Origin of the sequence: Agriterribacter humi, from assembly GCF_009192765.1 — a bacterium.
Taxonomy (GTDB): domain Bacteria; phylum Bacteroidota; class Bacteroidia; order Chitinophagales; family Chitinophagaceae; genus Agriterribacter; species Agriterribacter humi.
In genome coordinates this window covers 494220-518254 of the sequence record NZ_VOHQ01000002.1, presented here as the reverse complement: position 1 = coordinate 518254, position 24035 = coordinate 494220, and the positions used below count along the sequence as shown (strand labels likewise).

Genomic DNA, 24035 nt, shown 5'->3' with positions numbered 1-24035 from the left:
GCAACAATAAAAATTTATTCAGTAGTATTGAATGTCATTGCAATGAAAATTATACAAAAGATATTAAAATCTGATTTTCTTAAAGAGCAACCTCCTGTGCTCATTGATATCGGAGCATCAGGCGAAATTAATGCCAGGTGGAAAGAAATTGCGCCCTATTCTATTTGCATCGCATTTGATGCGGATGACAGGGAGTTTCATATAACTGAACAAACCAATAAATCGTATAAAAAACTGATCACTTTCAACAGGATTGTAACAGCAACCCCTGAAGATCAGGCAAATTTTTACCTGACGCATTCTCCTTTCTGCTCCAGCCTGCTGGAACCGGATACTGAAAAATTGAAGCCCTGGATTTTTAGCGAATTGTTTAAAATTGAAAAAACATCCAAGTTACCGGCTATCACTATCGAATCAGCATTACAACAGGCTAACATTACTTATATTGACTGGTTTAAAACAGACACGCAAGGCACCGATTTAAGATTGTTCAGGAGTCTTCCAAATCAGCTTAAAGCCGGCATAATGGCTGCAGAACTTGAACCTGGCATTTTGGATGCGTATAAGGAAGAAGATAAACTTTTTTCTGTTATGCAGGAAATGCAACAAGCCGGGCTTTGGTTATCCTCTATGACCGTAAAAGGAACGCAAAGGTTAAGCAGTGATTATGCGGGAAATTTTGGAGCATTTATAAGTAAACGGCTTATCAGAACAACGCCGGGATGGGCTGAAGTTACCTATTTGCGTAATAACGCCTCATCTTTACCGCCACGCGAAATATTGCTGTTGTTCATTTTTGCGCTAATCGAAAAACAATATGGCTTTGCCCTCGAGATCATTGATCTTGCTATACAGCAGCACTCCATTCCGTTATTTGCAGAATGCAGAGTGGCGGTCTTAAAAAAGATGATGTCATCCAGAATGAATATTCCCTTTGTAATTCTAAAGAGACAAATAAATAAACTTCTATCCAAAATCCATGATTAACTTTTGCACTCTTTTTAATTCCAATTATTTAACCAGGGGAATGGCGTTAAACGAATCGCTTCAACGTGCTTGTGCTTCTTATCATCTGTATATAATAGCGTTTGACGATGCTTGCTATGAGTACTTGCATAATGCCGGCATACCAAATATTACAGTAATATCGCTTGCAGCATTTGAGGATGAAAAGTTGCTTGCAATAAAACCTACACGCAATGCCGCGGAATACTGCTGGACCTGCACACCATCCATCCTACTCTATTGTATAGAACAATTTAATCTGCAGGCATGCACTTATATTGACGCCGACCTTGTGTTTTATCAGGATCCAAAAATACTTTTAGATGAAATGGGTGAGGCATCTGTGCTAATCACTGAGCACAACTATACCAAACTATATGATGTATCAGCAACACACGGGATGTATTGCGTGCAATTTATGTGCTTTAAAAATAACGGGAAAGGGATGATCGCGCTAAAATGGTGGCGGGAACGTTGTCTTGAGTGGTGTTACGACAGGCTTGAAGATGGAAAATTTGGAGATCAGAAATACCTTGATGACTGGACAACCCGCTTTGAGGGTGTGCATGTTCTGCGGCATGAAGGAGGTGGAGTGGCACCCTGGAACATACAACAATATACCTTAATCAATAAAGAAGATGAACTTCATATACTAAATAAAAGAAACCAAAATCTTTTTCCGCTGATATTCTATCATTTTCATGGATTAAAATTTTACAGCAACGATTGGGTTACCTGCAGCGGCGTTTTGTACGAATTTACCGAAGATATTAAGGAGCAGATATATATTCCATACATAAAGCAATTGGTACAAATAGAAAAAAAACTTAAAAAAGAGGGTGTAACATGGAATGTAAATGGAGCGCGAAGCAAAGCGCCATCCAAACCGGCAACCTTCCTGCAGTATGTAAAAAGCCTTTTATTATTGATCAAATCCGGTAAAGCCGCTTCGCTGGATGTAAAATCCTTTAACTTTAAACAGCATTATCACTTTTATAATTTAAACCGATTTAAAGAATAATCTATGGCCCATTTGATGGATTTAAAAACGTTTACGGATAAAAGAGGAAATTTAACCGTAATTGAAAAGATTATTCCTTTTGAAATAAAAAGAATTTTTTATATCTATGGAGTGGATGAATCTAAAAGAGGCGGGCACAGGCATAAAAAGACCATTCAGGCCGCCATCTGTTTAAAAGGATCATGTCATATATACAATTCGGACGGAATAACAGAAAACAATTATATACTTGATCAACCCAATAAATGCCTGATACTGGAACCTAAGGACTGGCATACGATGTACAATTTTACATCTGACGCTATACTAATGGTACTGGCTTCAGCATTTTTTGATCAGAATGATTACATTTTTGAACCCTATAACAAATGATGATTGAATACGAAAATCTGGGAAAAGCAAACGCCGGCTTTTTTGAAGATTACAAAAGGGCTTTCGACAAAGTATTAGAAAGTGGATGGTATATACTAGGAAATTCGGTTAAAGCATTTGAAAAAGAATTTGCAGACTATTGCGGCACAGCACACTGTTGTGGATTAGCGAACGGGCTGGATGCCCTTATTCTTTCATTACGTGCTTTCAATTTTAATAAAGGCGATGAAGTTATTGTTCCTTCAAATACATATATAGCCACTATATTATCTATTGTTCATAACCAGTTAACGCCTGTATTGGTTGAACCGGATATTCAAACGTATAATATAGATGTACATAAAATTGAAGAAAAAATAACTACAAGAACCAGGGCTATACTGGTAGTTCATTTATATGGAAAAGTATGTAAAATGGATACGGTCCTGAATATTGCTGAAAAATACAATCTCAAAGTTATTGAAGATTGTGCGCAGGCACACGGCGCTTCTTTTAAAGGAACAAAAGCAGGTGACCTTGGAGATTTCGGCGCTTTTAGCTTTTATCCTACAAAAAACCTCGGGGCAATAGGCGATGCAGGAGCAATTACTACCAATGATGAACAATTGAAAGATACAATAAACACGCTGCGTAATTATGGCTCAAAAATAAAATATCAAAACGAATTGGTCGGTTTCAACTCCAGGCTGGATGAATTGCAGGCAGCACTCCTATCTGTAAAACTAAAAAAACTGGACGACATCAATAACCACAAAAGAAAATTAGCTCATTTATATCATGAAGGATTAAAAAGCGACTTCATTAAACCAGTCAGGGATATTGATTATCATGATGTGTACCACATTTACAATGTCCGGCATCCTGAACGGGATAAACTAAAATCTTATCTGGATACCCAGCATATTAAGACTGACATCCATTACCCGATACCACCCAATAAACAAAAAGCGATGCAGGGAGTGCTTGATATGTATGCAACGCCAATAGCAGACGAAATACACCAAACAACTTTAAGCCTGCCGATATCTTATTATCATACCGAAGAGGAAATAATGAATGTAATTGAAGTAATGAATAAATTTTGACCTTATGTTCTCTAAGATCATATCAAAATATATTTCAAAACTTAAAGGGCAATCTTATTTGATTGACCATCGGATTCCTGATTCCTATTTATTGGGTCTAATTGCAAGCAGGATAATGATGAAAATAAGAGGAATATTCAGCTTTATACAAAGCCCCGATATACCTTTTGTAGGAAGATCAGTTACTTTAAAAGCCAGATCGAAGATAAAAGCAGGGAAAGCGCTTTCTATCGGCAACCGTTGCTATATAGACGCTTTGTCGGTAGAAGGAATAACACTGGGTTCTAACGTATCCATCGGGAATAATACAAAAATTGAATGCACCGGAAACATCCAGCATTTAGGAAAGGGATTCCGTGCAGGCAATAATGTGGGATTGGGATCCGACAACTTTTATGGTTGTGCCGGAGGCATCAGTATTGATGACGATACGATAATAGGAAACTTTGTAAGTTTTCATTCGGAGAACCACATTTTTACTAAAATAGAAAAACCCATAAGATTGCAGGGTGTTTCGCACCAGGGCATCAGAGTAGGAAAAAACTGCTGGATCGGAGCTAAAGTCACCATCCTGGATGGAGCAGTAATAGAAGATGGCTGCATTATAGCAGCAGGAGCAGTAGTACTTGCTGGTACCTATAAACAAAATGGTATTTTTGGCGGCGTTCCGGCAAAATTAATCAAATACAGAGATGAGCCCCTCACATGAACATGGTAACCAATAGCAGCATAAATAAATATCTGCCTATCGCATTATTGTACTTTTTTTTTAACGGCCTTTTGCTGCCCCATGGATTATTGTATACCATAATACTTACACCATTACTTCTGTTATGGCTGCATAAATTTCCGATTTTCAAATTCATAAAGCACTTCTTTATCATATTTATTCCTTTTGTTATTGTGCATGTTGTAAACGGAGTAAATTTGTTTTATTACCTGCGATCCTTTCTCGTGCTCTTTTCAGCGTTTGTATTTTCGCTTTGTTTATATCAGTTTTTAACAGAATGCAAAACATTGCGGCTTATATATAAGAATATACTCCTCATCAACGTCCCGCTTGTATGCTTTGCGCTTATCATGCTCTTTATACCATCACTGAAAAGTGAATTTTGGTATACCAATGAAATTACTCCAGGTATCGAAAGCGTAAGACTCCAGATGTTTACCTACGAGCCTTCCTATTATTCGCTTTTACTTGTTCCTATTGCATTGTATTACTACCTTAAATTGCTCATACTGAAGTTACCTAATCCCACAACTGTATTTCTGCTATTAACAATACCACTATTACTGTCTCTTTCTTTTGGGGTAATATTAGGCATCATACTTTCACTTGGAATTACGCTCCTGTGGGGTGCGGGTATTTTTTTTAACGGAAAAAATGTTCCGGCATATTTTTTTATTGCATTCGTTTTTATTTTTCTGGCTATACTCATAATGCTGCTCTTTTTTGGAGATTCTGTTTTTGTTGTTCGCATAGTCAATGTATTTTCCGGCAAAGACATTTCTTTCAGAGGAAGAACCTTCGATTCGTTTTACCTTGGATGGCAGATTGCAGCTCAAAAAAGCATTTGGTTCGGTTGTGGTTTCGGACAGGTAAAGGAAGTTGGAACTGATGTATTTAATACATTTTACAATACCAGTTTTTATACGGCAGATAATGTTGGTATTCCCAATGCTATAGGTGATACACTGGCAACATTGGGCATGGTAGGCGTTTTTTTGCGGCTTATCCTGGAAGTATATTTTTTTTTTAAAACAAAGGTCTATTCCAATTATTACCGGCTGAGCCTGTTCGTTTTTATTTTTATTTACCAGTTTACGGGGAGCTTCATAACGAATATTGCCGAGTACAGCATCTGGATAATAGCCTTTCATAAAGATATTTTTGAAGAATTTGATAAAGTGAATATCCGTAACCATAAGCTCCGGAAAGACACTAAAGGATTAATTCAATAAATTTATTCGGGTGAAAATTCTTTTTATCTCAAGAGCAACTTTATTCAGAGACAAAGGCGGAGACACCATTCAAATTGTTAATACAGCAGAGCAATTAAGGGAAAAAGGAGTGCATGTGGATATCAGGCTATGCGATGAAAAAATAGATTATACCGGTTACCGCTTAATCCATTTCTTCAATATCATACGTCCGGCGGATATTTTGATTCACATCAAAAGATCAGCACTACCCTATGTGGTTTCCACCATTTATGTAGACTATAATGAGTATGAAAGAAAAATGCGGAAGGGGCTGGCAGGAATTGTTTTCAGAATAATCCCCGCCGATACCATTGAATATATAAAAGCGATTGCAAGGAGCTTGATTAATAGCGAAAAGATAATGAGCCCGTCTTATGTACTGATGGGCCATAGAAAATCTGTTCAGCAAATCATTCGCAATGCTTCAATGCTTTTACCCAACTCGCATAGTGAATATACCAGGCTGGAGGCTCATTATAAAACAGGCAACAACTACAGGGTTATCCCAAACGGAATTGACCCGGAATTATTTGAAGCACCTGATATTCCAGACAAGGATCCATTGCTTGTTATTTGCGTTGGAAGGATTGAAGGAAGAAAAAATCAATTGAATGTTATCCGCGCTTTAAACGGAACAAAATATCGTGTTGTTTTCATAGGATCCCCGTCGGCAAACCAACTGGAATATTATGATGATTGCAAAAAGGAAGCGGCATCAAATATTTCCTTTATCAATAATATTCCTCAAAGCGAATTACTGGAGTATTACAAAAAAGCTAAAGTGCATATATTGGCAAGCTGGTTTGAAACAACAGGATTAAGCACATTAGAAGCAGCAGCACTCGGTTGTAACATTGTAATAACGGACAAAGGCGATACCAAAGAATATTTCGAAGCGTATGCCTGGTATTGCGATCCCAGTTCAACGGTATCCATCCTTTCAGCCGTAGAAGAAGCAGGCGCTTCCGGATTTAATGAGCAGCTACGTACAAAGATTTTAAAACAATATACCTGGGAGCAGGCCGCAGGCAAAACGCTGGAAGCTTACGGGGAAGTAACAGGTTATACCAACTGATATGAAAATAGGCATTATAGGCACAAGAGGAATCCCCAATAATTACGGGGGATTTGAGCAATTTGCAGAATATGTGGGCCCGGCTCTTGCAGACAGAGGACATGATGTATTTGTATATAACTCTTCATTGCATCCCTATGGAGAATCTTCCTGGAAAGGTGTAAAGCTTATTAAAAAATTGGATCCGGAAAATAGAACAGGCGCATTTGGACAATTTATTTACGACCTGAACTGTATACTTGACAGCCGCAAAAGAGATTATGATATTATTCTTCAACTGGGCTATACCAGCAGCAGCATATGGTCTTTTCTTTTTCCCAAAAAAGCTATTATAGTAACCAACATGGACGGGCTGGAATGGAAAAGAAGCAAATATTCAAACCCCGTAAAAAAATTCCTGAAAAGAGCTGAAAAATGGGCCGCTGTTCATAGCGATTATCTTATTGCAGATTCTAAGGGCATACAAGAATATTTGATGCAGACCTACCAAAAGGAAGCTACTTTTATCGCCTACGGGGCAAGCCTGTTTAACAATCCTGATGAAAATATGTTGTCATCTTTCCAACTTGCAAAATATGACTACAATTTGGTACTGGCCCGAATGGAACCTGAAAATAACATTGAAATCATACTTAAAGGGCACCAGGCATCCCATTCGAAAAGAAAGCTGATTTTAATCGGAAGCTGCAACAATGCATTCGGCTCTTACTTAAAAAATAAGTATGAAAATGAAAACACACTATTTTTGGGTCCATTGTACGATTTAAACCTGCTGAATAATCTGCGCTATTTTTCCCATTTTTATTTTCACGGCCATTCCGTTGGCGGCACAAACCCTTCACTTTTGGAAGCTATGGCATCGCAGGCTTTAATAATTGCACATGAAAATATTTTCAACAAAAGCGTGTTGGGAGAAGATGCATTTTATTTCTCGTCCCCTTCTGATATCATAAGTTTGCTCAACGTAGAAATTCGGAAGAATGATTTTCACAGCTTCCTCAGCAATAATGATAGTAAAATTAAGACGCATTATTCATGGCAGCATATCACCAACTTATTGGAAAACATGTTGCTTGAAGCAATAAACAAACGGCAAGGATAATCGAACTGTTATGCACTGAGTTATTCGTAAACCTTCTTCACCCTGGAAAACATACTGCGGTATTTTTTTATAATAAATCCCATTTTAAATTTTACAAGCACCCGGGGAACAGCATTCGCCAGGATATGTTTGTAGAAATACAGGCGATTCCTCAATTTTTGAGATGGCAGGTACTTATCCTTGATTAAAAGGGTTTCCTTACAACCCAACAACCATTGTGTATCACTCAATCCTTCCCACCGCATATTAGCGAGCACGGCCGGGATATAGTAAAACCGGCGATGATTGACTTTAAAGCGCAGCATTAAATCATAATCCATAGCACATTTATATTGCGTACTAAACAAGCCATATTTTTCATAGCATTCCCGCTTCACAAAAACCGTAGGATGGTTAACTGTCATTTCTTTTGCTAAATACTCATGGCTGCCCTTCAGCACAAAATCCACTTTATCATTTTTCCAGAGTTTGAGGTCGCCATATACAATATCGAAATCTCCAATCATCTGGGCAACCTTCTCAACTGTGTACGGTTCATACCAGTCATCAGCATTAATAATACCTATAACCTCGCCTTTTGCAAGTTTTAATCCTTTGTTGAAAGCATCACTGATCCCTTTATCCTTTTCGCTTATCCAGGTGGTAACCGAATTTGCATATTTTTTTATGATATCCACCGTATGATCAGTTGAACCGCCATCAATAATAATATATTCGATGTTGGAATAGGACTGATGCAATACACTATGAATGCATTTTTCGATAAATTTATCTCCATTATATACAATAGTAATGATCGAAATGAGGGGTAATTGCTGCATAAATTATTAACTTTCAAAACCTTTCCAAATCTAAGCATATTAAACAATACCTGCATCGCGTAAACAAATCAGATTGCGATAATCAGGAGCGATTGCAGGGATAAAAAAATATAAAATTGCAAAATGAAGTAAATATAAAAATCAGTTTTTTCCTGTAGGTTTGACAAAAATGAATATTGAATTGTAACTTATAATCCAGAATGATGCCGGTAAAAGAGCGCTTTGATTACTACAATACGGGTATTTTTATTCTTTTAATGGCCTCGTTAGCAAGCCTGGCTTTCTCTAATCGTATCGTCAACAGCATTTCTACCATTACGCTTGCGGTTATTATTTTCTTGCACGCCGAAAGAATGTCTTTATTTAAACAGGCTTTTAAAGACAGGTATTTCATTTCTTGCCTTTGCTTTTTACTGATTAATATGGCCGGTTTGCTGTACACGAATGACAGTAACCAAAACCTGAAGGAATTTTCCATAAAAGCCGGTATAGTAGCCATTCCCTTTTTCTTTTGCGCCAATTCTTGCAGAATAGGAGCAAATCTGCGGCATTTAATGATAGCATTTACACTGTGTTTGCTTGCAACTACCCTTTACTGCATCTTTCATGCTTTTACAATATACCGGCAGCATGGCGATAGTTCAGTTTTTTTTTATCATACGCTTCTAAGCCCTTTTAATGAACATGCGGTATATTATTCATTTTACCTGTTGTTTTGTATTATATATTGGATGGAGGAAGGCATGGCAACATTTAAACGGTTGCAAAAGAAAATATTTGTCGTATCCGTTTTAGTTTATTTTTTCCTGGTTATCATCCTGCTGTCATCGAAGATCGTATTGGGAATCTTGTCGGTATATATACTCTACTTTATTCTTTCCCGCCTTATCCATAAACAAAACAAAAAAATACTTTTGCCCGTTGTTGCAGGCTTAGGTATAATTGTGGCCATTCTTGTGGCAACGAATAACCCGGTTAAAAAAAGATTTTCCGATATTACAAATGGGACCACAACATTGTTTCAACAGCAGAAGTTCAATGCCGGAGTATATTTTAACGGGCTGCAGTTCAGGTTGCTCACATGGCGCTTTACCTCCGAAATTTTAAACGAACAAGAGGCATGGTTGCTAGGTGTAAGTGCCGGCGATGGACAAGCATTCCTCCGAAAAAAATATATAGAAACAAATATGTACACCGGTGACGGAAGTAACAGCGGAGGATACCTGCTGTATAATTGCCACAATATTTATTTGCAAACCACTTTAGAGTCCGGAATCATTGGACTGATTTCCCTGCTTTTCATTATAGCCAGCTTTCTTTTCAAGCTAATCAAAAGTAAAAGAAAAACCACACTTATCTTCTTTCTATGCATGCTGGTCTTTGGCTTTACGGAATCTTACCTATCCAGGCAATTTGGAATAGTGTTGTTTACTTTTTTACCGTTGCTCGCATTGTCAGCAGCCAATCCCCCTGAAACGCTTTTAAAAGAAAAAGTAACTTAGTTCTAAGACATCAATGCGCAAAATCCATCTCATAATTTCCCTTAATTCTTTCTATAGGAGGATTGAAATATCCGAATTTCAAATCGGGAAACTCTTCACGGATGAGCGACATCAGTTGTTTTACACCTATGCATTCACCCGTTTCATAGGCGCCAATTTTGCCCATATACCAATCGGGATCTATATTAAAATTACGCCACTGGATCATGTTCAAACCCGTATCTTTTATCAGCTTCCTTAATGCTTCATATTCTTCCACACTGTCGGTCATACCCGGAAAAACAAAATAGTTTATAGACGTCCACCCACCATAGCTGCGCACTACTTTCAGGCTTTCCACAATGTCTTCAAAAACATAATTATTCGGCCGATAGTAGGGTTCATAAATATGCTTCCGGGCCGAATTGGTACTTACTCTTATACTGTTCAGCCCCGCCTCACATAATGCTTTTACGGCAGCGGGTTTGGAACCATTGGTATTGATATTGATGCTTCCATTGGGTGTATGCCTGCGCATTTCAGCAATGGCTTTGCTTATGGTTTCCCACATCAGCAACGGTTCGCCTTCGCAGCCCTGACCAAAACTCACCAAAGGGTAAGGCGCTGCTTGCAAATGCGGCACGGTAAACTCCACAATTTCTTCGGGTGTAGGTTTAAAAGTAAGGCGATCCTGTGTAGAGGGTATGCTCTCTTCCTGTGGTTGAAAGGAGATACAGCCAATACAATTAGCGTTACATGCCGGTGATGAGGGGACCGGACATTCCCATCTTCCAATAAAATAATTCCTGGCGGCAGGGCAATGATAGGTGAGACAACAGTTTTCGGCCAAATGTTTTACCAAACGGTTATGCGGGTAAGCCTGCAGCAAAGTATCAACGCCTTTATGAATAAGTGTATCATCATAGCCGCTGCACTCCTGCCTTATGTCCTGTTCAATACGCACAGCAGGAACATAAAACTGGTCGTTAAGCCATGCCGCGGCGGTATAACAAAATAAAGGCAACACCGGTGCATCGGGCTGCGTTTCGTATGCGGCCAGGTATAAACCGGTATGCGCAGGCGGAATAAAAGCGGCAACAGCCCATCCTTTTTCGCACAATCGCATTTCGCCCGATTGCACATCAATACCTATCCCCCTCCGGCCGGGCAGTTCGTATAAGGAACCGCCATCGGGCAATGCTATCCAATCTTCCACCGGCACAGCCACTGCATCCCAGCCGGTTCTGCCTACGGCATATAGTGAGGTATCTTCAAAAATATCTCCATTGCCATTGGAATATAAAACATATGGTGATTGCTGTAAAACTGCCATCGGTTTTATCAATCGTTTTTTGAATGGTTAAGACTGAAAAGACTATCCACAAATTCATGCTTATCAAACACCAGCAGGTCTTCCATTTTTTCTCCTACGCCTATAAATTTTACCGGTATCTGAAACTGATGGGCAATTGACAAAACCACTCCACCTTTAGCTGTGCCATCCAACTTGGTTATGGTAAGCGCCGAAACATCGGTTGCCGCTGTAAAATGTTTTGCCTGTTCCAAAGCATTTTGTCCTGTTGACCCATCCAATACCAGCATCACTTCATGGGGCGCTTCGGGAATCACTTTTTGTATCACCCTTTTTATTTTGCTCAATTCTTCCATTAAATGCACCTTATTATGCAAACGTCCTGCCGTATCAATTAAAATTACATCACTACCTCTCGAAACACCGCTGGTTACCGCATCAAAAGCCACAGATGCCGGATCGCTGCCCATTTCCTTTTTTACAATGGGCACTCCTGCCCTTTCACTCCATATGGTTAGCTGGTCAACTGCAGCAGCCCTGAAAGTATCGGCGGCGCCCAGTAAAACCGATTTTCCGCCTTTTTTAAAGTTATGCGCCAGCTTACCAATAGTGGTGGTTTTGCCAACGCCATTTACACCTACTACCAGTATTACATAAGGCTTTGCGGGCAGTTCAGTATTAAAACCATACGCATTCTTTTCGGGCACGGCAACCAGTATGGCTTCAATTTCCTGCTGTAAAATGGTATTCAGTTCCGAAGTATTAAGGTATTTGTCTTTTGCAACACGGTTCTCAATACGTTCAATGATCTTAACGGTAGTATCTAACCCTACATCAGCCGTTATCAATGCTTCTTCCAGTTCATCCAGCACTTCTTCGTCAACGGTGCTCTTGCCCGCAATAGCTTTTGTTATTTTGGACAGAAAGCTTTCCTTCGTTTTTTGCAGGCCTTCATCCAAGCTTTCCTTTTCTTTTTTCCCAAATAGTTTTCCAAAAAATCCCATAATATCAATTTAATGCCATCAACAATAAGATGCTGAAAAAAAGCACCAGGAACCAAATCACAAGAACCAGATAAATCCTTCGCCGGGGCGGATTCAAATCCGAAGCCTTAAGCCTGAAATCCGAAGAGAAAGCACCAAAAAACGAACCTGTCCGCCGTGGCGGATCACAAGCTCCAAACAAATCTCAAATCTTAAACCTGCCTGCCGGCAGTCAGGTCTTAAATCTCCCGATGTACTGTCTGCATCGCGTGCCGACCCCACCAACATATCTGATACCTGAAGGCTGACGGCTGATAGCTAATAATATAAATCCAAACGCATTAAAAAGTCATCCTGTTCCATATCCTTTCCATAACTGAATATTGCGGTATCATATACAACAAACCCTGCCTTTTGATAAAACTGAACGGCTTTATGATTATGCTGCCATACCTGCAGCCATATCATATCAAACTCTTCACGGAGGGCGACCTGCTTGCATTTTTCCATCATTTCTTTACCCACTTTAACCCCCTGGTATTCTTTAAGCACATATATCCGTTCTATTTCAATCCCCTTTTTGCCGGTTAATCCTTTCGCCATCCTGTCGTAACGCAGTTTGGTAAATGCCACCGCCTCATCATCAATAAAGCCAATATAAAAGCAGGAAAGCGGGTTATCCAACTCCTCCCTGATATTTCCGGGTGAAATCTTTTTTTCTACATATTCCTGTACCGCAGCATTACTGCTTATTTCAGAATAGGTTTCGGTGAAAGTTTTTTTTCCCAGTTCTACAATAACCGGGCAATCTTCTTTTGTGGCTTTCCGTATATGAATAATATTATCCATGCAATTACTTAAAATAACAAAAGCCATCGCGACAGTATCGTGACAGCTCTTTATTCGCTCTTACCAGGACCCGTTTATTTCTGAGCCAGGAACTCTTTAATTTTATCCTTATGCACGATAGATTCTTTAAAAGTGTATGCTCCGGATTTGGGGCTACGTACCGCACGTACCACTTTTGTCCAGTTCTTTGAGTCAGCGGCAGACTTTTGGTCTTTTGCTTTTATAGCGGTTTTAGCTGCTTTTGCCATAATTCTGTTTTGAACATTTTTAAATTACCTGTGAACCTGTAAAAGTTTTCAAACATCACATGCAACACAGTGGTATTACTTGATCTCTTTGTGAACGGTAACCTTCTTTAAAATAGGGTTAAGTTTTTTTAACTCTAAGCGTTCAGGGGTGTTTTTTTTATTTTTGGTAGTGATGTAACGGCTGGTTCCTGCCTGACCACTGTTTTTGTGTTCAGTACACTCCAGAATCACCTGTACCCTGTTACCTTTCTTAGCCATTGCTTATAAATTTTAAATTGTTATCAGATTTTTTCTCCCTGGGCCCGCAGCTCCTTTACTATAGTATACAACCCTTTTTTATTGATGGTTCTTAACCCTTCAGTAGAAGTTTTAAGGGTTATCCACTTATCTTCTTCTGCCAGGAAAAAACGTTTGGTTTGCAGATTAGGTAAAAACCTGCGCTTTGTTTTGATATTCGAGTGCGATACACGATTTCCTGTTATGGGAACTTTACCTGTAACCTGACATACTCTGGCCATAATCCTATTTTTTTGGGACGGCAAAGTTCCGTAAAATATCATTACTATCAAAAAAGATTTTACCTGTTTTGGTGTTATTCCGCCGAAAGCAGTGCTTTTAGGGTGTTTAGGACAATAATCACCGCTTAAACCAGTATCTATGAATCCGATTAATAGCCCGGGAGACTGGAATTTTAAGGGGGAAAAAGAGTAGGAATGATAAAAAGAACAAATAAACACTGATCAGGGAACCGGGGGTATGCCAGGAGTAGGGAGTAATGATGAAGGCTGCATAAAAACTATTGTTTTAAGCCGTCTAACCTGCTTAGTTTCCTTCACTAAGGCTTACATTTGTGCCCTAAACGAACACAGCAGCAATGACTGAAGAAAAGGGACTTAATTTTATCGAGGAAATCGTAGAGGAAGGCCTTAAGAATGGTAAATACAAGCAGATCGTTACCCGCTTTCCCCCGGAACCCAATGGGTACCTTCATATAGGGCACGCTTCCAGTATTTGTCTGAATTTTGGATTAACAAAGAAATACGGGGGATATACCAATCTTCGTTTTGATGATACCAACCCGGTAACTGAAGAAACAGAATATGTAGATAGCATTAAGGAAGATGTAAAATGGCTGGGTTTTGAATGGAAGCATGAATTGTATGCCTCCGACTACTTTGATGTACTTTACCAGTTTGCCATTGACCTTATAAAAAAAGAACTGGCATATGTTGATGACAGCAGTTCCGAACAAATCGCCGCTTTAAAAGGAACACCTACTGAACCTGGAAGAAACAGCCCCTACCGCGACCGCACTGTTCAGGAAAACCTGGACCTGTTTGAACGCATGAAAAAGGGAGAATTTACGGATGGCAGTAAAACGCTGAGGGCTAAAATTGACATGGCGCATATCAATATGCTCATGCGCGACCCGGTATTATACCGCATTAAACATGCACATCACCATCGCACAGGAGACAAATGGTGCATTTACCCGATGTATGATTTTGCCCATGGTCAAAGCGACAGCATTGAAGAAGTTACCCATTCTATCTGTACGCTTGAATTTGTACCCCACCGGGAATTGTACGACTGGCTGATTGAAAAATTAGAGATCTTTCCTTCCAAACAATATGAATTCGCCCGCCGCAACCTTACCTATACCATTACAAGCAAACGAAAATTGCTTCAACTGGTGAATGAAAACCATGTAGACGGATGGGATGATCCCCGCATGACAACCATCAGCGGTATGCGCCGCAGGGGATTTACTCCTGAAAGCATTCGCGATTTTTGCACCCGGATAGGTGTAGCTAAAAGAGAGAACCTGGTGGATATGAGCCTGCTGGAATATTGTGTAAGAGAACATCTCAATAAAATTGCCCTTCGCCGCATGGCAGTGCTGGACCCGGTAAAATTAATAATAACCAATTATCCTGCAGATCAAACGGAAGAAGTATTCAGTGAAAATAACCCTGAGGCAGAAAATAACGGAGGAACAAGGCCGGTTATTTTTTCGGGAGAACTGTGGATAGAGCGGGAAGATTTTATGGAAACGCCTGCAAAAAAATGGTTCAGGCTGGCGCCCGGCGCTATGGTGCGCCTTAAAAGCGCTTATATCGTAAAATGCGAAGATTGCATTAAAGATGATGCCGGCAATATTACAGCCATCCATTGCAGCTATATTCCGGAAAGCAAAAGCGGCAATGATGTCTCCGGCATACGTGCAAAAGGAACCATTCACTGGGTAAGCGTAGCGCATGCAGCAGAAGCAGAGGTAAGGTTATACGACAGGCTCTTTACAGTAGAAAACCCTGCTGTTGAGGAAGGAGATTTTACTTCGTACATTCATCGCAGCTCTCTGCAGATTATTAAAAAAGCATACATTGAAGCCTCGCTGAAAGCCGCCGTTGAAGGAGAAAAATTTCAGTTTATACGCAAGGGCTACTTTACTATTGACAAACATTCATCGCCCGGAAAGCTGGTATTTAACAGAACCGTTACTTTAAAAGATACCTGGGCCAAAGAAAGTAAAAAATAGCAGGCATCCTCCTGCAAATCCTGCTTTAAAGTGAGCAGCATTTCAATGGGGTTTTATTTTGCTGGCTTCTGCAACTGCAAAACGAGGTAACCTTATGTTTTTCCCTGGTCGCGCCTTTTGAGTGCTTAGTGGTCAGAATTCTTATATTTGTGTGTTCCGCCGACCCGTTTTAATCTGCGAAGTACCTTTTTTGCATACGCAAAAACCTTACTAAAAAAATCATTTGAAATTACATATAAAAAATATGGTTTGTATCCGCTGTAAGATGGTGGTGAAAGAGGAACTTCATAAATTGGGATTGCCGTTCACATCGGTAGAATTGGGCGAAGCAGATATTTCAGGGAATATCACAACGGCGCAGCATAATGCAATTAAAACCGCTTTGCTTAAATCAGGTCTTGAATTAATGGATGACAAAAAAAGCGTTCTTATAGAGAAGATAAAAAATGTGATCATTGAACTTGTCCATTATTCAGAGGAACCATTGAATATTAATTTTTCCGAATTCCTGAGTCAAAAGTTAAACCACGATTACACGTATTTGGCCAACCTGTTTTCAGAAGCTCAGGGTATTACGATTGAAAAATTCCTTATTACCCACAGAATTGAAAGGGTAAAGGAATTGCTCATATATGATGAACTTAACCTTACAAAAATTGCCTACCTGTTGCATTACAGCAGCGTAGCGCATCTTTCCAAACAGTTTAAGCAAGTAACAGGCTTAACGCCTTCCTACTTCAAACAGCTCAAGGATAAAAGGCGCAATATGCTGGAAAATATGTAACCCCCGGTTGTTATCCCATGGCAAAAACGCTAAAGGCAAAAACATTTCATTTACAAATATCCGCAGTCAAACATATCTAAGTTAGTAACATAGTATTACCAGAGGGTTTCAACGTCCCGGAATAGCTCATCCTACCCGGGAATAACGCTTAATCCCCATGGATCTTTTATACAGAGGGCGTACCATTAGCTAAATGTGTGAATTATGTAAGCTTTTTCAGAAACTGTGTAACAATACTTATTGCCAATCAATCTACCTTCATCGGAAGAAATTAATCCTTCCCGATATGACCAGGCGCAAAGCCAAAATCATAGAACCAACCACAAACTGAATGAACAGGAAGAATAAGAAATTTACCGTATCGGGCATCCGGTAGTTACTCCTTTATCTGTAGTTAAAAAAACAGGTTTTGTTCAATTCACAGAACACTTGCACTTTCTAAATTCCTGCCTGCCAATTCAACAAAGATGACAGGCTGAAAATAATTAAGCTTTTAAATTCCCGGATTATGAATAACAAAACGAAAGAAATGGACAACATTGAATTGGAAAAAGCTAAATCACATATCATTGTTGAAATCATTGAGTATATGGCTAATTCAGTAGTGATTAAAACGATCATAAAAAAATCGACAGGAAGTATCAGTGTGATGTCTTTTGACAGTGGAGAGGGATTAACGGAAAAGATATCCCCGTTCGACTCCTTTGCACAGATCATTGAAGGCAAGGCAGAGATCGTAATTGATAAGATATCACATTTACTTCAATCGGGACAAGGAATAATCATACCGGCACATGCGCCGAATTTCATTACACCTAATGGACGGTTCAAAATGATTCTGACAATTATCAAAAGCGGGTACGAGTAAATGCTTTTTTAGTAAAATAAGGGGAAAATCCAATTCTGTTTCATCAAATTATAGCGATTTATGGTTGTTCAGGTTCCTTTAAACCACATTTCTTTTACACGTCAGAAAAGCAACAGTGACTATTCCTGCATACCAATTTCTGAAACAATTCTGAATGGCTTTTTAACAGTGGATAAGAAATGGACTGTGATTAGCTGGAATAAGGCGGCCGAGAAATTACTGGGTGTACTTTCGAAAGATATTGTTGGGAAAAACCTATGGGAAAAATTTGCCGGAATTATTCCAATGGATTTTTACAGGATCTACGATAAGGCGTTTCTCCAAAATATCCCTATTCATTTCCGTGAATATTGGGCAGAAATGGGTGGTTGGTTCGACATCATCGTCTATCCTGCCAGCGATGTGCTTTCTGTTTCCATCAAAAATTGTAACCAGTCGGTGTCCGTACGTATGGAGGAACAGCTCAGGGCACTCCACGAACTGTACAAATTTGTGACAGAGGTTACCAACGATTGCTTATGGGAATGGGATTTGCAAGATAAGGAGTTGTTCTGGATTGATGGAGGTCATAAAAGAGTTTTTGGTTTTCCGATCGAAAATACGCTCGTTCCCCAATCTTTCTGGGAGAGCCGGCTGCACCCGGATGATAAAGAACGTGTTCTGGCTGGTCTGCATAAAATTATCATCGCCAAATCGGGCAGCTTATGGGAAGAGGATTACCGGTTTGAAAGGGCTAACGGAGAATATGCTTATGTTCATGACCGGGCTCATATCATTTATGAGGAAAACAAAGCTTGCCGGATGATCGGTTCCACCCAGGATGTTACCGCAAGGAAATTGGCTGAAATGCAAGTATTGGAAAGTGAAAGAAGATTAACCATGATCGCCCGGCAAACGAACAATGCCATCATCATTACCGATGCTGAAAATAAAATTACCTGGGTCAACAAGGCTTTTACCCGGATTACCGAATACGAGCCGGAGGAAGCCCTGGGCAAGAAACCTGCGGCTTTCCTTCAGGGCAGGGACACATCCGCAACAACCGCTGAATATGTTAAACAGAAGATGAAAAACAAGCAATCTTTTAATTGCGACATCGTCAATTACAGTAAATCGGGCCGCAAGTTTTGGATGCATGTGCAGGGTCAACCCTTATTGGATGAATGGGGGAATAGCGAAAGATATTTTTCTATTGAAACAGATATCACAGAAAGGATCCTTTTAGAAAACAGCCTTTTGGAAGAAAAACTTACAAAGCATCGGGAGATCACAGAGGCAGTTCTTATTGCCCAGGAGAAGCAACGGGCTGAGATTGGAAGAGAATTACATGATAATGTAAATCAGGTACTGGCTATGGCCAAACTGTATACACAAATGGCACAAAAAGATGAAAACAACAGTAAGCTATACCTGGAAGAGTCCTGCCGTCTATTGGGGTCTGCAATAGAGGAACTCAGGCAACTTGCAAAAACGTTAATCATCCCGGACCAGCATATGTTATTTGCCAATATCAGAAACTTAATAAATGACATGGTCAGGATTCATCCCATAAAAATCGAATTCGATGTGCATGGCGTTGAAGCAGAGATGCTGTCTGAAAAACTACAACTGAATATTTTCAGAATCGTACAGGAACAAATAACCAATATTCTCAAACATTCGAAGGCTACCCGTGCTAAAATTGGTATCAGACTGAATGAAATGGAATTAAAAATGGTCATTTCAGATAATGGGAAAGGATTCGATATGGCTGAACACAGCCTGGGAATTGGTATCAGAAATATTATGACCAGAACTGAGTTATTTAATGGAAAAGTGCATATCGCTTCAGCAGCCGGTAAGGGGTTTGAACTAAGCCTGGTAATTCCATTGCCTAACCCCGAACCGGTGGCTCTCACAGCTAGTAAAAATATTTGACCAATGAATACTCTACGCAAAAGATATAGCTGTTGCCCGATATAATATCCTGCAACCTTCAATTAAACATTCTTAACCTAAATTTCGCCAGATGAACCCCGTCATTATATCGCCCAGTACCAGATCCAAGGCTTCGATTTATACTCCTCCGCAATTTGCTCTAATCCTTGCCCACGAAATGCGTAATCCCCTTGCCAGTATCAATTTGTCAGCTAATATGCTGAAAGCACTCATTAAGGATGAATATCTGAAACGATACGTGGATATTATCATCCGAAGTTCTAACCGGATTAATGACCTGGTAAATGAGGCGGTCAATTATCAAAAACCTGATAAAGCAAACCCGGGGCGTCATTCCATTCATGAACTGCTTGATGAAGTAATAAACATGTCTGCAGACCGGATAAACCTTAAAAAAATTGTGTTCAGGAAATCTTTTGGCCCGCAGGACTGGCGGACCATATTTGACAGGCCAAAAATAAAAATTGCCCTAACTAATATTTTGATTAATGCCATTGAGGCGGCACCGCCGGTAAACGGAGAGCTCAGGCTGAGTACAAAATCAGCCAATGGTAATTATCTTATTCTTATTGAAGATAATGGTTGCGGGATCAGTAAAGAAAATCTGAAGCGAATATTTAAACCTTATTTCACCATGAAACCAGGCGGTATGGGCCTTGGGCTGGCAACAACCTATGATATTCTTAAGTCGAATAATATTAAAATTAATGTAGAATCCGAGGAGGGCAAGGGAACACGTTTCATACTTTTATTTGAGAGCTCCCATAAGGGAACAAATGGTTGCATAAATGATGTGCCATTCTCTGAAGATGGAATAAGGATTGCTTTGGCACAAGAGTGAAACACAATACATCACTTCTTTGAAGGAAATATTGTGGATGGATGTCTTAATTAAATTTTAAGTGAGCATGGCAAAAATATTTCTGTTGGCAGATGATCATAAAATTGTCAGGAAAGGTGTAAAAATATTGCTGGAAAGCATCTATCCCGGAGCTGAAATTCAGGAAGCATTCGATGGAGACAGTGTACTAATTAAACTTCAGTCGGCTTCGTATGATCTGCTCATGCTGGATATACAGATGCCCGGCACAGATACAACTGCCCTGGTTAAATATATCCGGATACATTATCCCGAACTGTCAATATTGGTTTTTTCAATGAGTGCGGAAAGTATTTATGCGCCCATAATGTTAAAAGCAGGAGCTCAGGGCTTTCTTTCAAAAGATGCCCCACTTGATATACTGAAAATAGCCATAGACCAGGTACTAAATAAAAGAAATTACATAAGCGATTCTTTATCATATACTTTAATAGACCAATCTTCTCTTTTAAAAACTGATAATCCTTTCAAAACGCTTTCCCCCCGGGAAAGAGAAATTGCTGACTTATTACTGGCAGGCAAAACAATGCCTGAAATATGTATTCAGCTTGAGATAAAAAAATCAACAGCGGCTACTCAAAAATCAAAAATGTTTAAGAAATTAAACATCAGTAATTTTTTCGAGCTAAAGGAGTTAAAGGGTAATTATGACCTTGTATGAAATAACGGGGGTGATATTGATAAACATAAAAATCACATAATAAATTAAGATAAGAAACTTTAGACGGGCAAACGCTCCCATTCGCTTACTACTTACTGTTAACTTCCTATTATATATACAAAGCATCAACCAGTTTCAGGTGACTGCTGAAAGTATACACGCGTGGCACCCCTGTTGGAATATTGACCGTGATAATATTTTCAGGGCTTATCTTTTCAAGATACATCATCAGTGCCCTTAAACTATTGCCGTGCGCTACTACCAGTATATTTTTATCGGCTATTAACAAAGGTTCTATTTCCTGCTGGTAAAAAGGAATAACTCTTGTGGCGGTATCCTTTAAGCTTTCACCGCCCGGAGGTTGTACATCATAACCACGCCGCCAAAGATCCACCTGTTGCGAACCATACTTTTTTGCCATTTCGGTTTTATTCAGCCCCTGCAAGTCGCCATAATTCCTTTCATTTAAGGCACTGTTCTTTATTACAGGTAATTCCGCCTGGTCAATTTCCTCAAGTACAATAGCAAGCGTTTCATCTGCCCGCTCCAGTAATGATGTGAACGCCTGATCGAACACAATGTTTTTAAGCTTTTTTCCGGCCACATGCGCTTCTTCCCTGCCCAGTTCTGTAAGCGGCACATCTTTATTACCCGTAAATCTGTTTTCCAGGTTCCATTGCGATTGTCCGTGTCGTATAATTACCAATAAGGGCATAAGCTATTCAATTAATTGAATGAAGAATATTTTTATTCCCGGGAAGCAGGAGCAGAAAGGTACAAAAACTATTAAACTATCAGGTATCAGCATTCAGGTATCAGGTGTGTCTTGTCCTGCCATAGATAGACAGATTTTATTTGGTTCTTGATTTGGTTCTTAATGCTTTTCCCCCGGATTTCGGGTTTAGCGCTTTGGATTTGATATTTTATTGATTCATGTAACAGTATTCCCGGTTCTTGCCACATTCCCTGCCATGTTTTAGTCGGCATACAATTATTATATCACCAAAAAAGCTTAATATTATCTTTGTCAATTTATTCAATTGCAGTAAAACAAGTCTAATGCAGGAAGATGTACTAATCCAGATCAGTAATAAAATTAAGGAAACCAGGAAAACACAAAAAAAAACAGTGCAGGAACTGGCTACCAAAGCCCAGGTGAGCAAGGGGTTGATCTCCCAGATTGAAAATAACCGTACGGTGCCTTCCCTGCCGGTATTAATGAATATTGTTCTGGCGTTGAATATTGATCTGAAGGATTTTTTTGAAGATATCAGCCACAGCAAAGAAGGGCAACAAAAAGTTATTATCAAAACTACCGCAGACTACCAACCATTTGAAAAAGAACCCGCCAAAGGTTTTAAATATAAAAGAATATTAACCCGTAATATGGATGGCGGACCCGTGGATACTATTTTACTTGAACTTAAAAAGGGGGCCCGGCGTACGCAGATGATTAAAACAGACGCTTACGAATATAAATATATTATTAAAGGAAGCGTAGAGTACCAGATTGAAGAGGATAAATATGTACTGGAAGAAGGAGATTCCCTTTTTTTTGATGGAAGACTACCGCATAAACCGTCTAATATCGGCAATACAGATGCATTAATGCTGGTTATATATTTCTTTATAACGGGTAATAAAAATTAGTTTTTAGACGCAGTTTCCTTGAGCTATTTCCTTTATTTTTTGCAGATGTAAGAAACTTATAGAGGCAATAACGTTAAAATGTTTAATTTTGCTATATCTTTATTTAGTATTTATAAACATTTTGTATGGCTTCTATTGCTACAGCTTCCTTTTCCGTTAATGGCATCACCTACAATCCTCCCCCCAAACCTATTGTTGTTATTTGTATTGATGGTTCTGCAGATGAATATCTTGATATTACTGCCGCCCATGGTCGTTTACCCAACCTTCAGCAAATGAGCAAAACCGGGTTTCGCGGAATGGTTCGCGGCGCCCTGCCTTCCTTTACCAATGTAAATAACTCGTCAATTGTAACCGGTGTTTCTCCCGCAGTGCATGGCATAAGCGGTAACTTTTTTTACGATGTGGAAAAAGACCAGGAAGTGATGATGAATTCATCGGAATACCTGCGTGCGGAAACCATTCTGGCCGCTGCAGCCAATGCCGGGCGCAAAGTAGCGGTAGTAACGGCAAAAGAAAAGCTTCGCGATATTCTCTCCTATAAATTAAATGGTATTGCTTTTTCGGCCGAAAAAGCAAACCTGGCAAAAAAAGAAACGCACGGATTAGATGATGCCGAAAAAATAGTGGGCTATGCTACGCCGGCTATTTACAGTGCGGATGCCAGCCTGTTTGTATTGCGTGCAGGCGTTGCCCTTATACAAAAGGGACTCGCAGATTTCCTTTATTTATCGCTAACCGATTATATGCAGCACACCTACGCCCCTGAAACCGAAGCATCACTGGCATTTTACGAACAGATGGATGCTGAAATAGGGAAGCTGGTGCAGGCTGGCGCTATTGTTGGCGCAACTGCTGATCATGGAATGAACCCCAAGGTAAAAGCAAACGGGGAGCCTAATGTTTTGTTTGTGGAAGATATGCTGGAAGCGCAGTTCGGTGAAGGCTTCAGAGTAATCTGCCCTATAACCGATCCCTATGTTAAGCATCACGGCGCTTTAGGATCGTATGTAGTAGTGCACGTTAATGATAAACAAAAAATAAATGAGGTAAAAAACTGGTTATCCTTACAGCCAGGCATAACCGAAGTACACGATAAAGCCACCGCCACGCACCTGCTGGAGCAACCCGAAGACCGTACCGGCGACCTGGTAGTGCTTTCTGCAAGAGATGTGGCAGTAGGCCGCCGTCCGCGATATCACGACCTGTCGGCATTAGACGGAACATTACGTTCGCACGGTGGAAGATATGAAGAAATGGTTCCGCTTATTATTTCACATCCCCTTAATATGGCTTACCAAATGAAGGCATGGGGCGATCCCAGGAATTTCAATGTATTTGATTTTACTATAAATGGCACCCGATAATTAACGATTAA

Annotated in this window: 26 protein-coding genes; 17 read left to right on the top strand and 9 right to left on the bottom strand. The window is 39.7% G+C overall.

The genetic code is table 11. The features are described from left to right. The first annotated feature begins 42 nt into the window (after positions 1 to 42). From FRX45_RS05250 to FRX45_RS05230, 5 genes are all read left to right on the top strand, one after another. The gene (locus FRX45_RS05250) at positions 43 to 987 is read left to right on the top strand and encodes a hypothetical protein (RefSeq protein ID WP_152267343.1); all 945 of its coding nucleotides are present in this window, start codon (positions 43 to 45) and stop codon (positions 985 to 987) included. Beyond that, the gene (locus FRX45_RS05245; protein WP_152267342.1) at positions 980 to 2026 is read left to right on the top strand and encodes a glycosyl transferase; all 1047 of its coding nucleotides are present in this window, start codon (positions 980 to 982) and stop codon (positions 2024 to 2026) included. The genes FRX45_RS05250 and FRX45_RS05245 overlap by 8 nt, the downstream gene beginning before the upstream one ends. A 3-nt stretch (positions 2027 to 2029) precedes the next feature. Continuing rightward, positions 2030 to 2398, top strand: coding sequence for a sugar 3,4-ketoisomerase (locus tag FRX45_RS05240; RefSeq protein ID WP_152267341.1), 369 nt, complete (start codon positions 2030 to 2032; stop codon positions 2396 to 2398). Then, positions 2395 to 3483 carry a DegT/DnrJ/EryC1/StrS family aminotransferase gene (locus FRX45_RS05235; protein ID WP_226804984.1) on the top strand — a complete coding sequence of 363 codons (1089 nt, stop codon included), beginning with the start codon at positions 2395 to 2397 and terminating at the stop codon, positions 3481 to 3483. The genes FRX45_RS05240 and FRX45_RS05235 overlap by 4 nt, the downstream gene beginning before the upstream one ends. A 115-nt stretch (positions 3484 to 3598) precedes the next feature. Beyond that, complete coding sequence (locus FRX45_RS05230) at positions 3599 to 4192, top strand: acyltransferase (RefSeq protein ID WP_226804982.1); 594 nt, start codon at positions 3599 to 3601, stop codon at positions 4190 to 4192. Here FRX45_RS05230 and FRX45_RS23195 read toward each other — a convergent pair. Continuing rightward, positions 4185 to 4349, bottom strand: a complete 165-nt coding sequence (locus FRX45_RS23195; protein WP_193311589.1) for a hypothetical protein — start codon at positions 4347 to 4349, stop codon at positions 4185 to 4187. The genes FRX45_RS05230 and FRX45_RS23195 overlap by 8 nt on opposite strands. A 214-nt stretch (positions 4350 to 4563) precedes the next feature. On the opposite strand from FRX45_RS23195, the gene FRX45_RS05225 reads away from it, so the two are divergent. The 3 genes from FRX45_RS05225 to FRX45_RS05215 are packed head-to-tail and all read left to right on the top strand — an operon-like array spanning position 4564 to position 7643. After that, positions 4564 to 5445, top strand: coding sequence for a hypothetical protein (locus FRX45_RS05225; RefSeq protein WP_152267339.1), 882 nt, complete (start codon positions 4564 to 4566; stop codon positions 5443 to 5445). 10 nt (positions 5446 to 5455) lie between these two features. Beyond that, positions 5456 to 6541: a glycosyltransferase family 4 protein gene (locus FRX45_RS05220; protein ID WP_152267338.1), complete on the top strand. Its 1086-nt coding sequence runs from the start codon at positions 5456 to 5458 to the stop codon at positions 6539 to 6541. Position 6542: 1 nt separating this feature from the next. Next, positions 6543 to 7643: a DUF1972 domain-containing protein gene (locus FRX45_RS05215; RefSeq protein ID WP_152267337.1), complete on the top strand. Its 1101-nt coding sequence runs from the start codon at positions 6543 to 6545 to the stop codon at positions 7641 to 7643. Between the two features lie 20 nt (positions 7644 to 7663). Here the strand turns inward: FRX45_RS05215 and FRX45_RS05210 are convergent, their stop codons facing one another. After that, entirely contained in the window at positions 7664 to 8464 is an 801-nt protein-coding gene (locus FRX45_RS05210; RefSeq protein ID WP_152267336.1) for a glycosyltransferase family 2 protein, read from the bottom strand. A 200-nt stretch (positions 8465 to 8664) separates the two neighbouring features. Between FRX45_RS05210 and FRX45_RS05205 the strand changes: the two genes are divergently transcribed. Next, positions 8665 to 9966, top strand: coding sequence for an O-antigen ligase family protein (locus FRX45_RS05205; protein ID WP_152267335.1), 1302 nt, complete (start codon positions 8665 to 8667; stop codon positions 9964 to 9966). A gap of 10 nt (positions 9967 to 9976) precedes the next feature. Here the strand turns inward: FRX45_RS05205 and FRX45_RS05200 are convergent, their stop codons facing one another. The 6 genes from FRX45_RS05200 to rpmB all read right to left on the bottom strand — a co-directional run bounded on the left by FRX45_RS05200 (position 9977) and on the right by rpmB (position 13855). Then, positions 9977 to 11278 carry a radical SAM protein gene (locus FRX45_RS05200; RefSeq protein ID WP_152267334.1) on the bottom strand — a complete coding sequence of 434 codons (1302 nt, stop codon included), beginning with the start codon at positions 11276 to 11278 and terminating at the stop codon, positions 9977 to 9979. Between the two features lie 8 nt (positions 11279 to 11286). Continuing rightward, a complete protein-coding gene (gene ftsY, locus FRX45_RS05195; RefSeq protein WP_152267333.1) occupies positions 11287 to 12261 on the bottom strand; it encodes a signal recognition particle-docking protein FtsY in 975 nt (324 codons plus the stop codon). 297 nt (positions 12262 to 12558) lie between these two features. After that, the gene (locus FRX45_RS05190) at positions 12559 to 13089 is read right to left on the bottom strand and encodes a GNAT family N-acetyltransferase (RefSeq protein WP_193311588.1); all 531 of its coding nucleotides are present in this window, start codon (positions 13087 to 13089) and stop codon (positions 12559 to 12561) included. A gap of 74 nt (positions 13090 to 13163) precedes the next feature. Then, the gene (locus FRX45_RS05185; protein WP_152267331.1) at positions 13164 to 13337 is read right to left on the bottom strand and encodes a DUF4295 domain-containing protein; all 174 of its coding nucleotides are present in this window, start codon (positions 13335 to 13337) and stop codon (positions 13164 to 13166) included. Positions 13338 to 13412: 75 nt separating this feature from the next. Then, positions 13413 to 13595, bottom strand: a complete 183-nt coding sequence (gene rpmG, locus FRX45_RS05180; protein ID WP_152267330.1) for a 50S ribosomal protein L33 — start codon at positions 13593 to 13595, stop codon at positions 13413 to 13415. Positions 13596 to 13618: 23 nt separating this feature from the next. Further along, entirely contained in the window at positions 13619 to 13855 is a 237-nt protein-coding gene (gene rpmB / locus FRX45_RS05175; RefSeq protein ID WP_152267329.1) for a 50S ribosomal protein L28, read from the bottom strand. Between the two features lie 356 nt (positions 13856 to 14211). Between rpmB and FRX45_RS05170 the strand changes: the two genes are divergently transcribed. From FRX45_RS05170 to FRX45_RS05145, 6 genes are all read left to right on the top strand, one after another. Then, entirely contained in the window at positions 14212 to 15876 is a 1665-nt protein-coding gene (locus tag FRX45_RS05170; RefSeq protein ID WP_152267328.1) for a glutamine--tRNA ligase/YqeY domain fusion protein, read from the top strand. A 223-nt stretch (positions 15877 to 16099) separates the two neighbouring features. Then, on the top strand, positions 16100 to 16660 hold the full coding sequence (locus tag FRX45_RS05165; RefSeq protein WP_152267327.1) for a helix-turn-helix domain-containing protein: 561 nt from the start codon (positions 16100 to 16102) through the stop codon (positions 16658 to 16660). 508 nt (positions 16661 to 17168) lie between these two features. After that, complete coding sequence (locus tag FRX45_RS05160; protein WP_226804980.1) at positions 17169 to 17528, top strand: cupin domain-containing protein; 360 nt, start codon at positions 17169 to 17171, stop codon at positions 17526 to 17528. Positions 17529 to 17588: 60 nt separating this feature from the next. Beyond that, on the top strand, positions 17589 to 19445 hold the full coding sequence (locus FRX45_RS05155) for a PAS domain-containing sensor histidine kinase (RefSeq protein ID WP_152267326.1): 1857 nt from the start codon (positions 17589 to 17591) through the stop codon (positions 19443 to 19445). A gap of 91 nt (positions 19446 to 19536) precedes the next feature. Next, the gene (locus tag FRX45_RS05150; protein WP_152267325.1) at positions 19537 to 20307 is read left to right on the top strand and encodes a sensor histidine kinase; all 771 of its coding nucleotides are present in this window, start codon (positions 19537 to 19539) and stop codon (positions 20305 to 20307) included. Between the two features lie 67 nt (positions 20308 to 20374). Beyond that, the gene (locus FRX45_RS05145) at positions 20375 to 21007 is read left to right on the top strand and encodes a response regulator transcription factor (RefSeq protein ID WP_152267324.1); all 633 of its coding nucleotides are present in this window, start codon (positions 20375 to 20377) and stop codon (positions 21005 to 21007) included. A 109-nt stretch (positions 21008 to 21116) separates the two neighbouring features. Here FRX45_RS05145 and FRX45_RS05140 read toward each other — a convergent pair whose 3' ends face one another. Continuing rightward, entirely contained in the window at positions 21117 to 21722 is a 606-nt protein-coding gene (locus FRX45_RS05140; protein ID WP_152267323.1) for a 2,3-bisphosphoglycerate-dependent phosphoglycerate mutase, read from the bottom strand. A 344-nt stretch (positions 21723 to 22066) separates the two neighbouring features. On the opposite strand from FRX45_RS05140, the gene FRX45_RS05135 reads away from it, so the two are divergent. After that, positions 22067 to 22657 (top strand): helix-turn-helix domain-containing protein, encoded by a 591-nt coding sequence (locus FRX45_RS05135; RefSeq protein WP_152267322.1) that lies wholly within the window; start codon positions 22067 to 22069, stop codon positions 22655 to 22657. A 125-nt stretch (positions 22658 to 22782) separates the two neighbouring features. Then, positions 22783 to 24024: a phosphonoacetate hydrolase gene (gene phnA / locus FRX45_RS05130; protein WP_152267321.1), complete on the top strand. Its 1242-nt coding sequence runs from the start codon at positions 22783 to 22785 to the stop codon at positions 24022 to 24024. Positions 24025 to 24035: the final 11 nt, after the last annotated feature.

What these genes read in the sequence shown, in the direction of transcription:
- FRX45_RS05250 (WP_152267343.1), top strand. Translation starts at nt 43, where the DNA reads ATGAAAATTATACAAAAGATATTAAAATCTGATTTTCTTAAAGAGCAA.
- FRX45_RS05245 (WP_152267342.1), top strand. Translation starts at nt 980, where the DNA reads ATGATTAACTTTTGCACTCTTTTTAATTCCAATTATTTAACCAGGGGA.
- FRX45_RS05240 (WP_152267341.1), top strand. Translation starts at nt 2,030, where the DNA reads ATGGCCCATTTGATGGATTTAAAAACGTTTACGGATAAAAGAGGAAAT.
- FRX45_RS05235 (WP_226804984.1), top strand. Translation starts at nt 2,395, where the DNA reads ATGATGATTGAATACGAAAATCTGGGAAAAGCAAACGCCGGCTTTTTT.
- FRX45_RS05230 (WP_226804982.1), top strand. Translation starts at nt 3,599, where the DNA reads ATGATGAAAATAAGAGGAATATTCAGCTTTATACAAAGCCCCGATATA.
- FRX45_RS23195 (WP_193311589.1), bottom strand. Translation starts at nt 4,349, where the DNA reads ATGAATTTGAAAATCGGAAATTTATGCAGCCATAACAGAAGTAATGGT.
- FRX45_RS05225 (WP_152267339.1), top strand. Translation starts at nt 4,564, where the DNA reads ATGCTCTTTATACCATCACTGAAAAGTGAATTTTGGTATACCAATGAA.
- FRX45_RS05215 (WP_152267337.1), top strand. Translation starts at nt 6,543, where the DNA reads ATGAAAATAGGCATTATAGGCACAAGAGGAATCCCCAATAATTACGGG.
- FRX45_RS05210 (WP_152267336.1), bottom strand. Translation starts at nt 8,464, where the DNA reads ATGCAGCAATTACCCCTCATTTCGATCATTACTATTGTATATAATGGA.
- FRX45_RS05205 (WP_152267335.1), top strand. Translation starts at nt 8,665, where the DNA reads ATGATGCCGGTAAAAGAGCGCTTTGATTACTACAATACGGGTATTTTT.
- FRX45_RS05200 (WP_152267334.1), bottom strand. Translation starts at nt 11,278, where the DNA reads ATGGCAGTTTTACAGCAATCACCATATGTTTTATATTCCAATGGCAAT.
- ftsY (WP_152267333.1), bottom strand. Translation starts at nt 12,261, where the DNA reads ATGGGATTTTTTGGAAAACTATTTGGGAAAAAAGAAAAGGAAAGCTTG.
- FRX45_RS05190 (WP_193311588.1), bottom strand. Translation starts at nt 13,089, where the DNA reads ATGGATAATATTATTCATATACGGAAAGCCACAAAAGAAGATTGCCCG.
- FRX45_RS05185 (WP_152267331.1), bottom strand. Translation starts at nt 13,337, where the DNA reads ATGGCAAAAGCAGCTAAAACCGCTATAAAAGCAAAAGACCAAAAGTCT.
- rpmG (WP_152267330.1), bottom strand. Translation starts at nt 13,595, where the DNA reads ATGGCTAAGAAAGGTAACAGGGTACAGGTGATTCTGGAGTGTACTGAA.
- rpmB (WP_152267329.1), bottom strand. Translation starts at nt 13,855, where the DNA reads ATGGCCAGAGTATGTCAGGTTACAGGTAAAGTTCCCATAACAGGAAAT.
- FRX45_RS05170 (WP_152267328.1), top strand. Translation starts at nt 14,212, where the DNA reads ATGACTGAAGAAAAGGGACTTAATTTTATCGAGGAAATCGTAGAGGAA.
- FRX45_RS05160 (WP_226804980.1), top strand. Translation starts at nt 17,169, where the DNA reads ATGAATAACAAAACGAAAGAAATGGACAACATTGAATTGGAAAAAGCT.
- FRX45_RS05155 (WP_152267326.1), top strand. Translation starts at nt 17,589, where the DNA reads ATGGTTGTTCAGGTTCCTTTAAACCACATTTCTTTTACACGTCAGAAA.
- FRX45_RS05150 (WP_152267325.1), top strand. Translation starts at nt 19,537, where the DNA reads ATGAACCCCGTCATTATATCGCCCAGTACCAGATCCAAGGCTTCGATT.
- FRX45_RS05145 (WP_152267324.1), top strand. Translation starts at nt 20,375, where the DNA reads ATGGCAAAAATATTTCTGTTGGCAGATGATCATAAAATTGTCAGGAAA.
- FRX45_RS05140 (WP_152267323.1), bottom strand. Translation starts at nt 21,722, where the DNA reads ATGCCCTTATTGGTAATTATACGACACGGACAATCGCAATGGAACCTG.
- FRX45_RS05135 (WP_152267322.1), top strand. Translation starts at nt 22,067, where the DNA reads ATGCAGGAAGATGTACTAATCCAGATCAGTAATAAAATTAAGGAAACC.
- phnA (WP_152267321.1), top strand. Translation starts at nt 22,783, where the DNA reads ATGGCTTCTATTGCTACAGCTTCCTTTTCCGTTAATGGCATCACCTAC.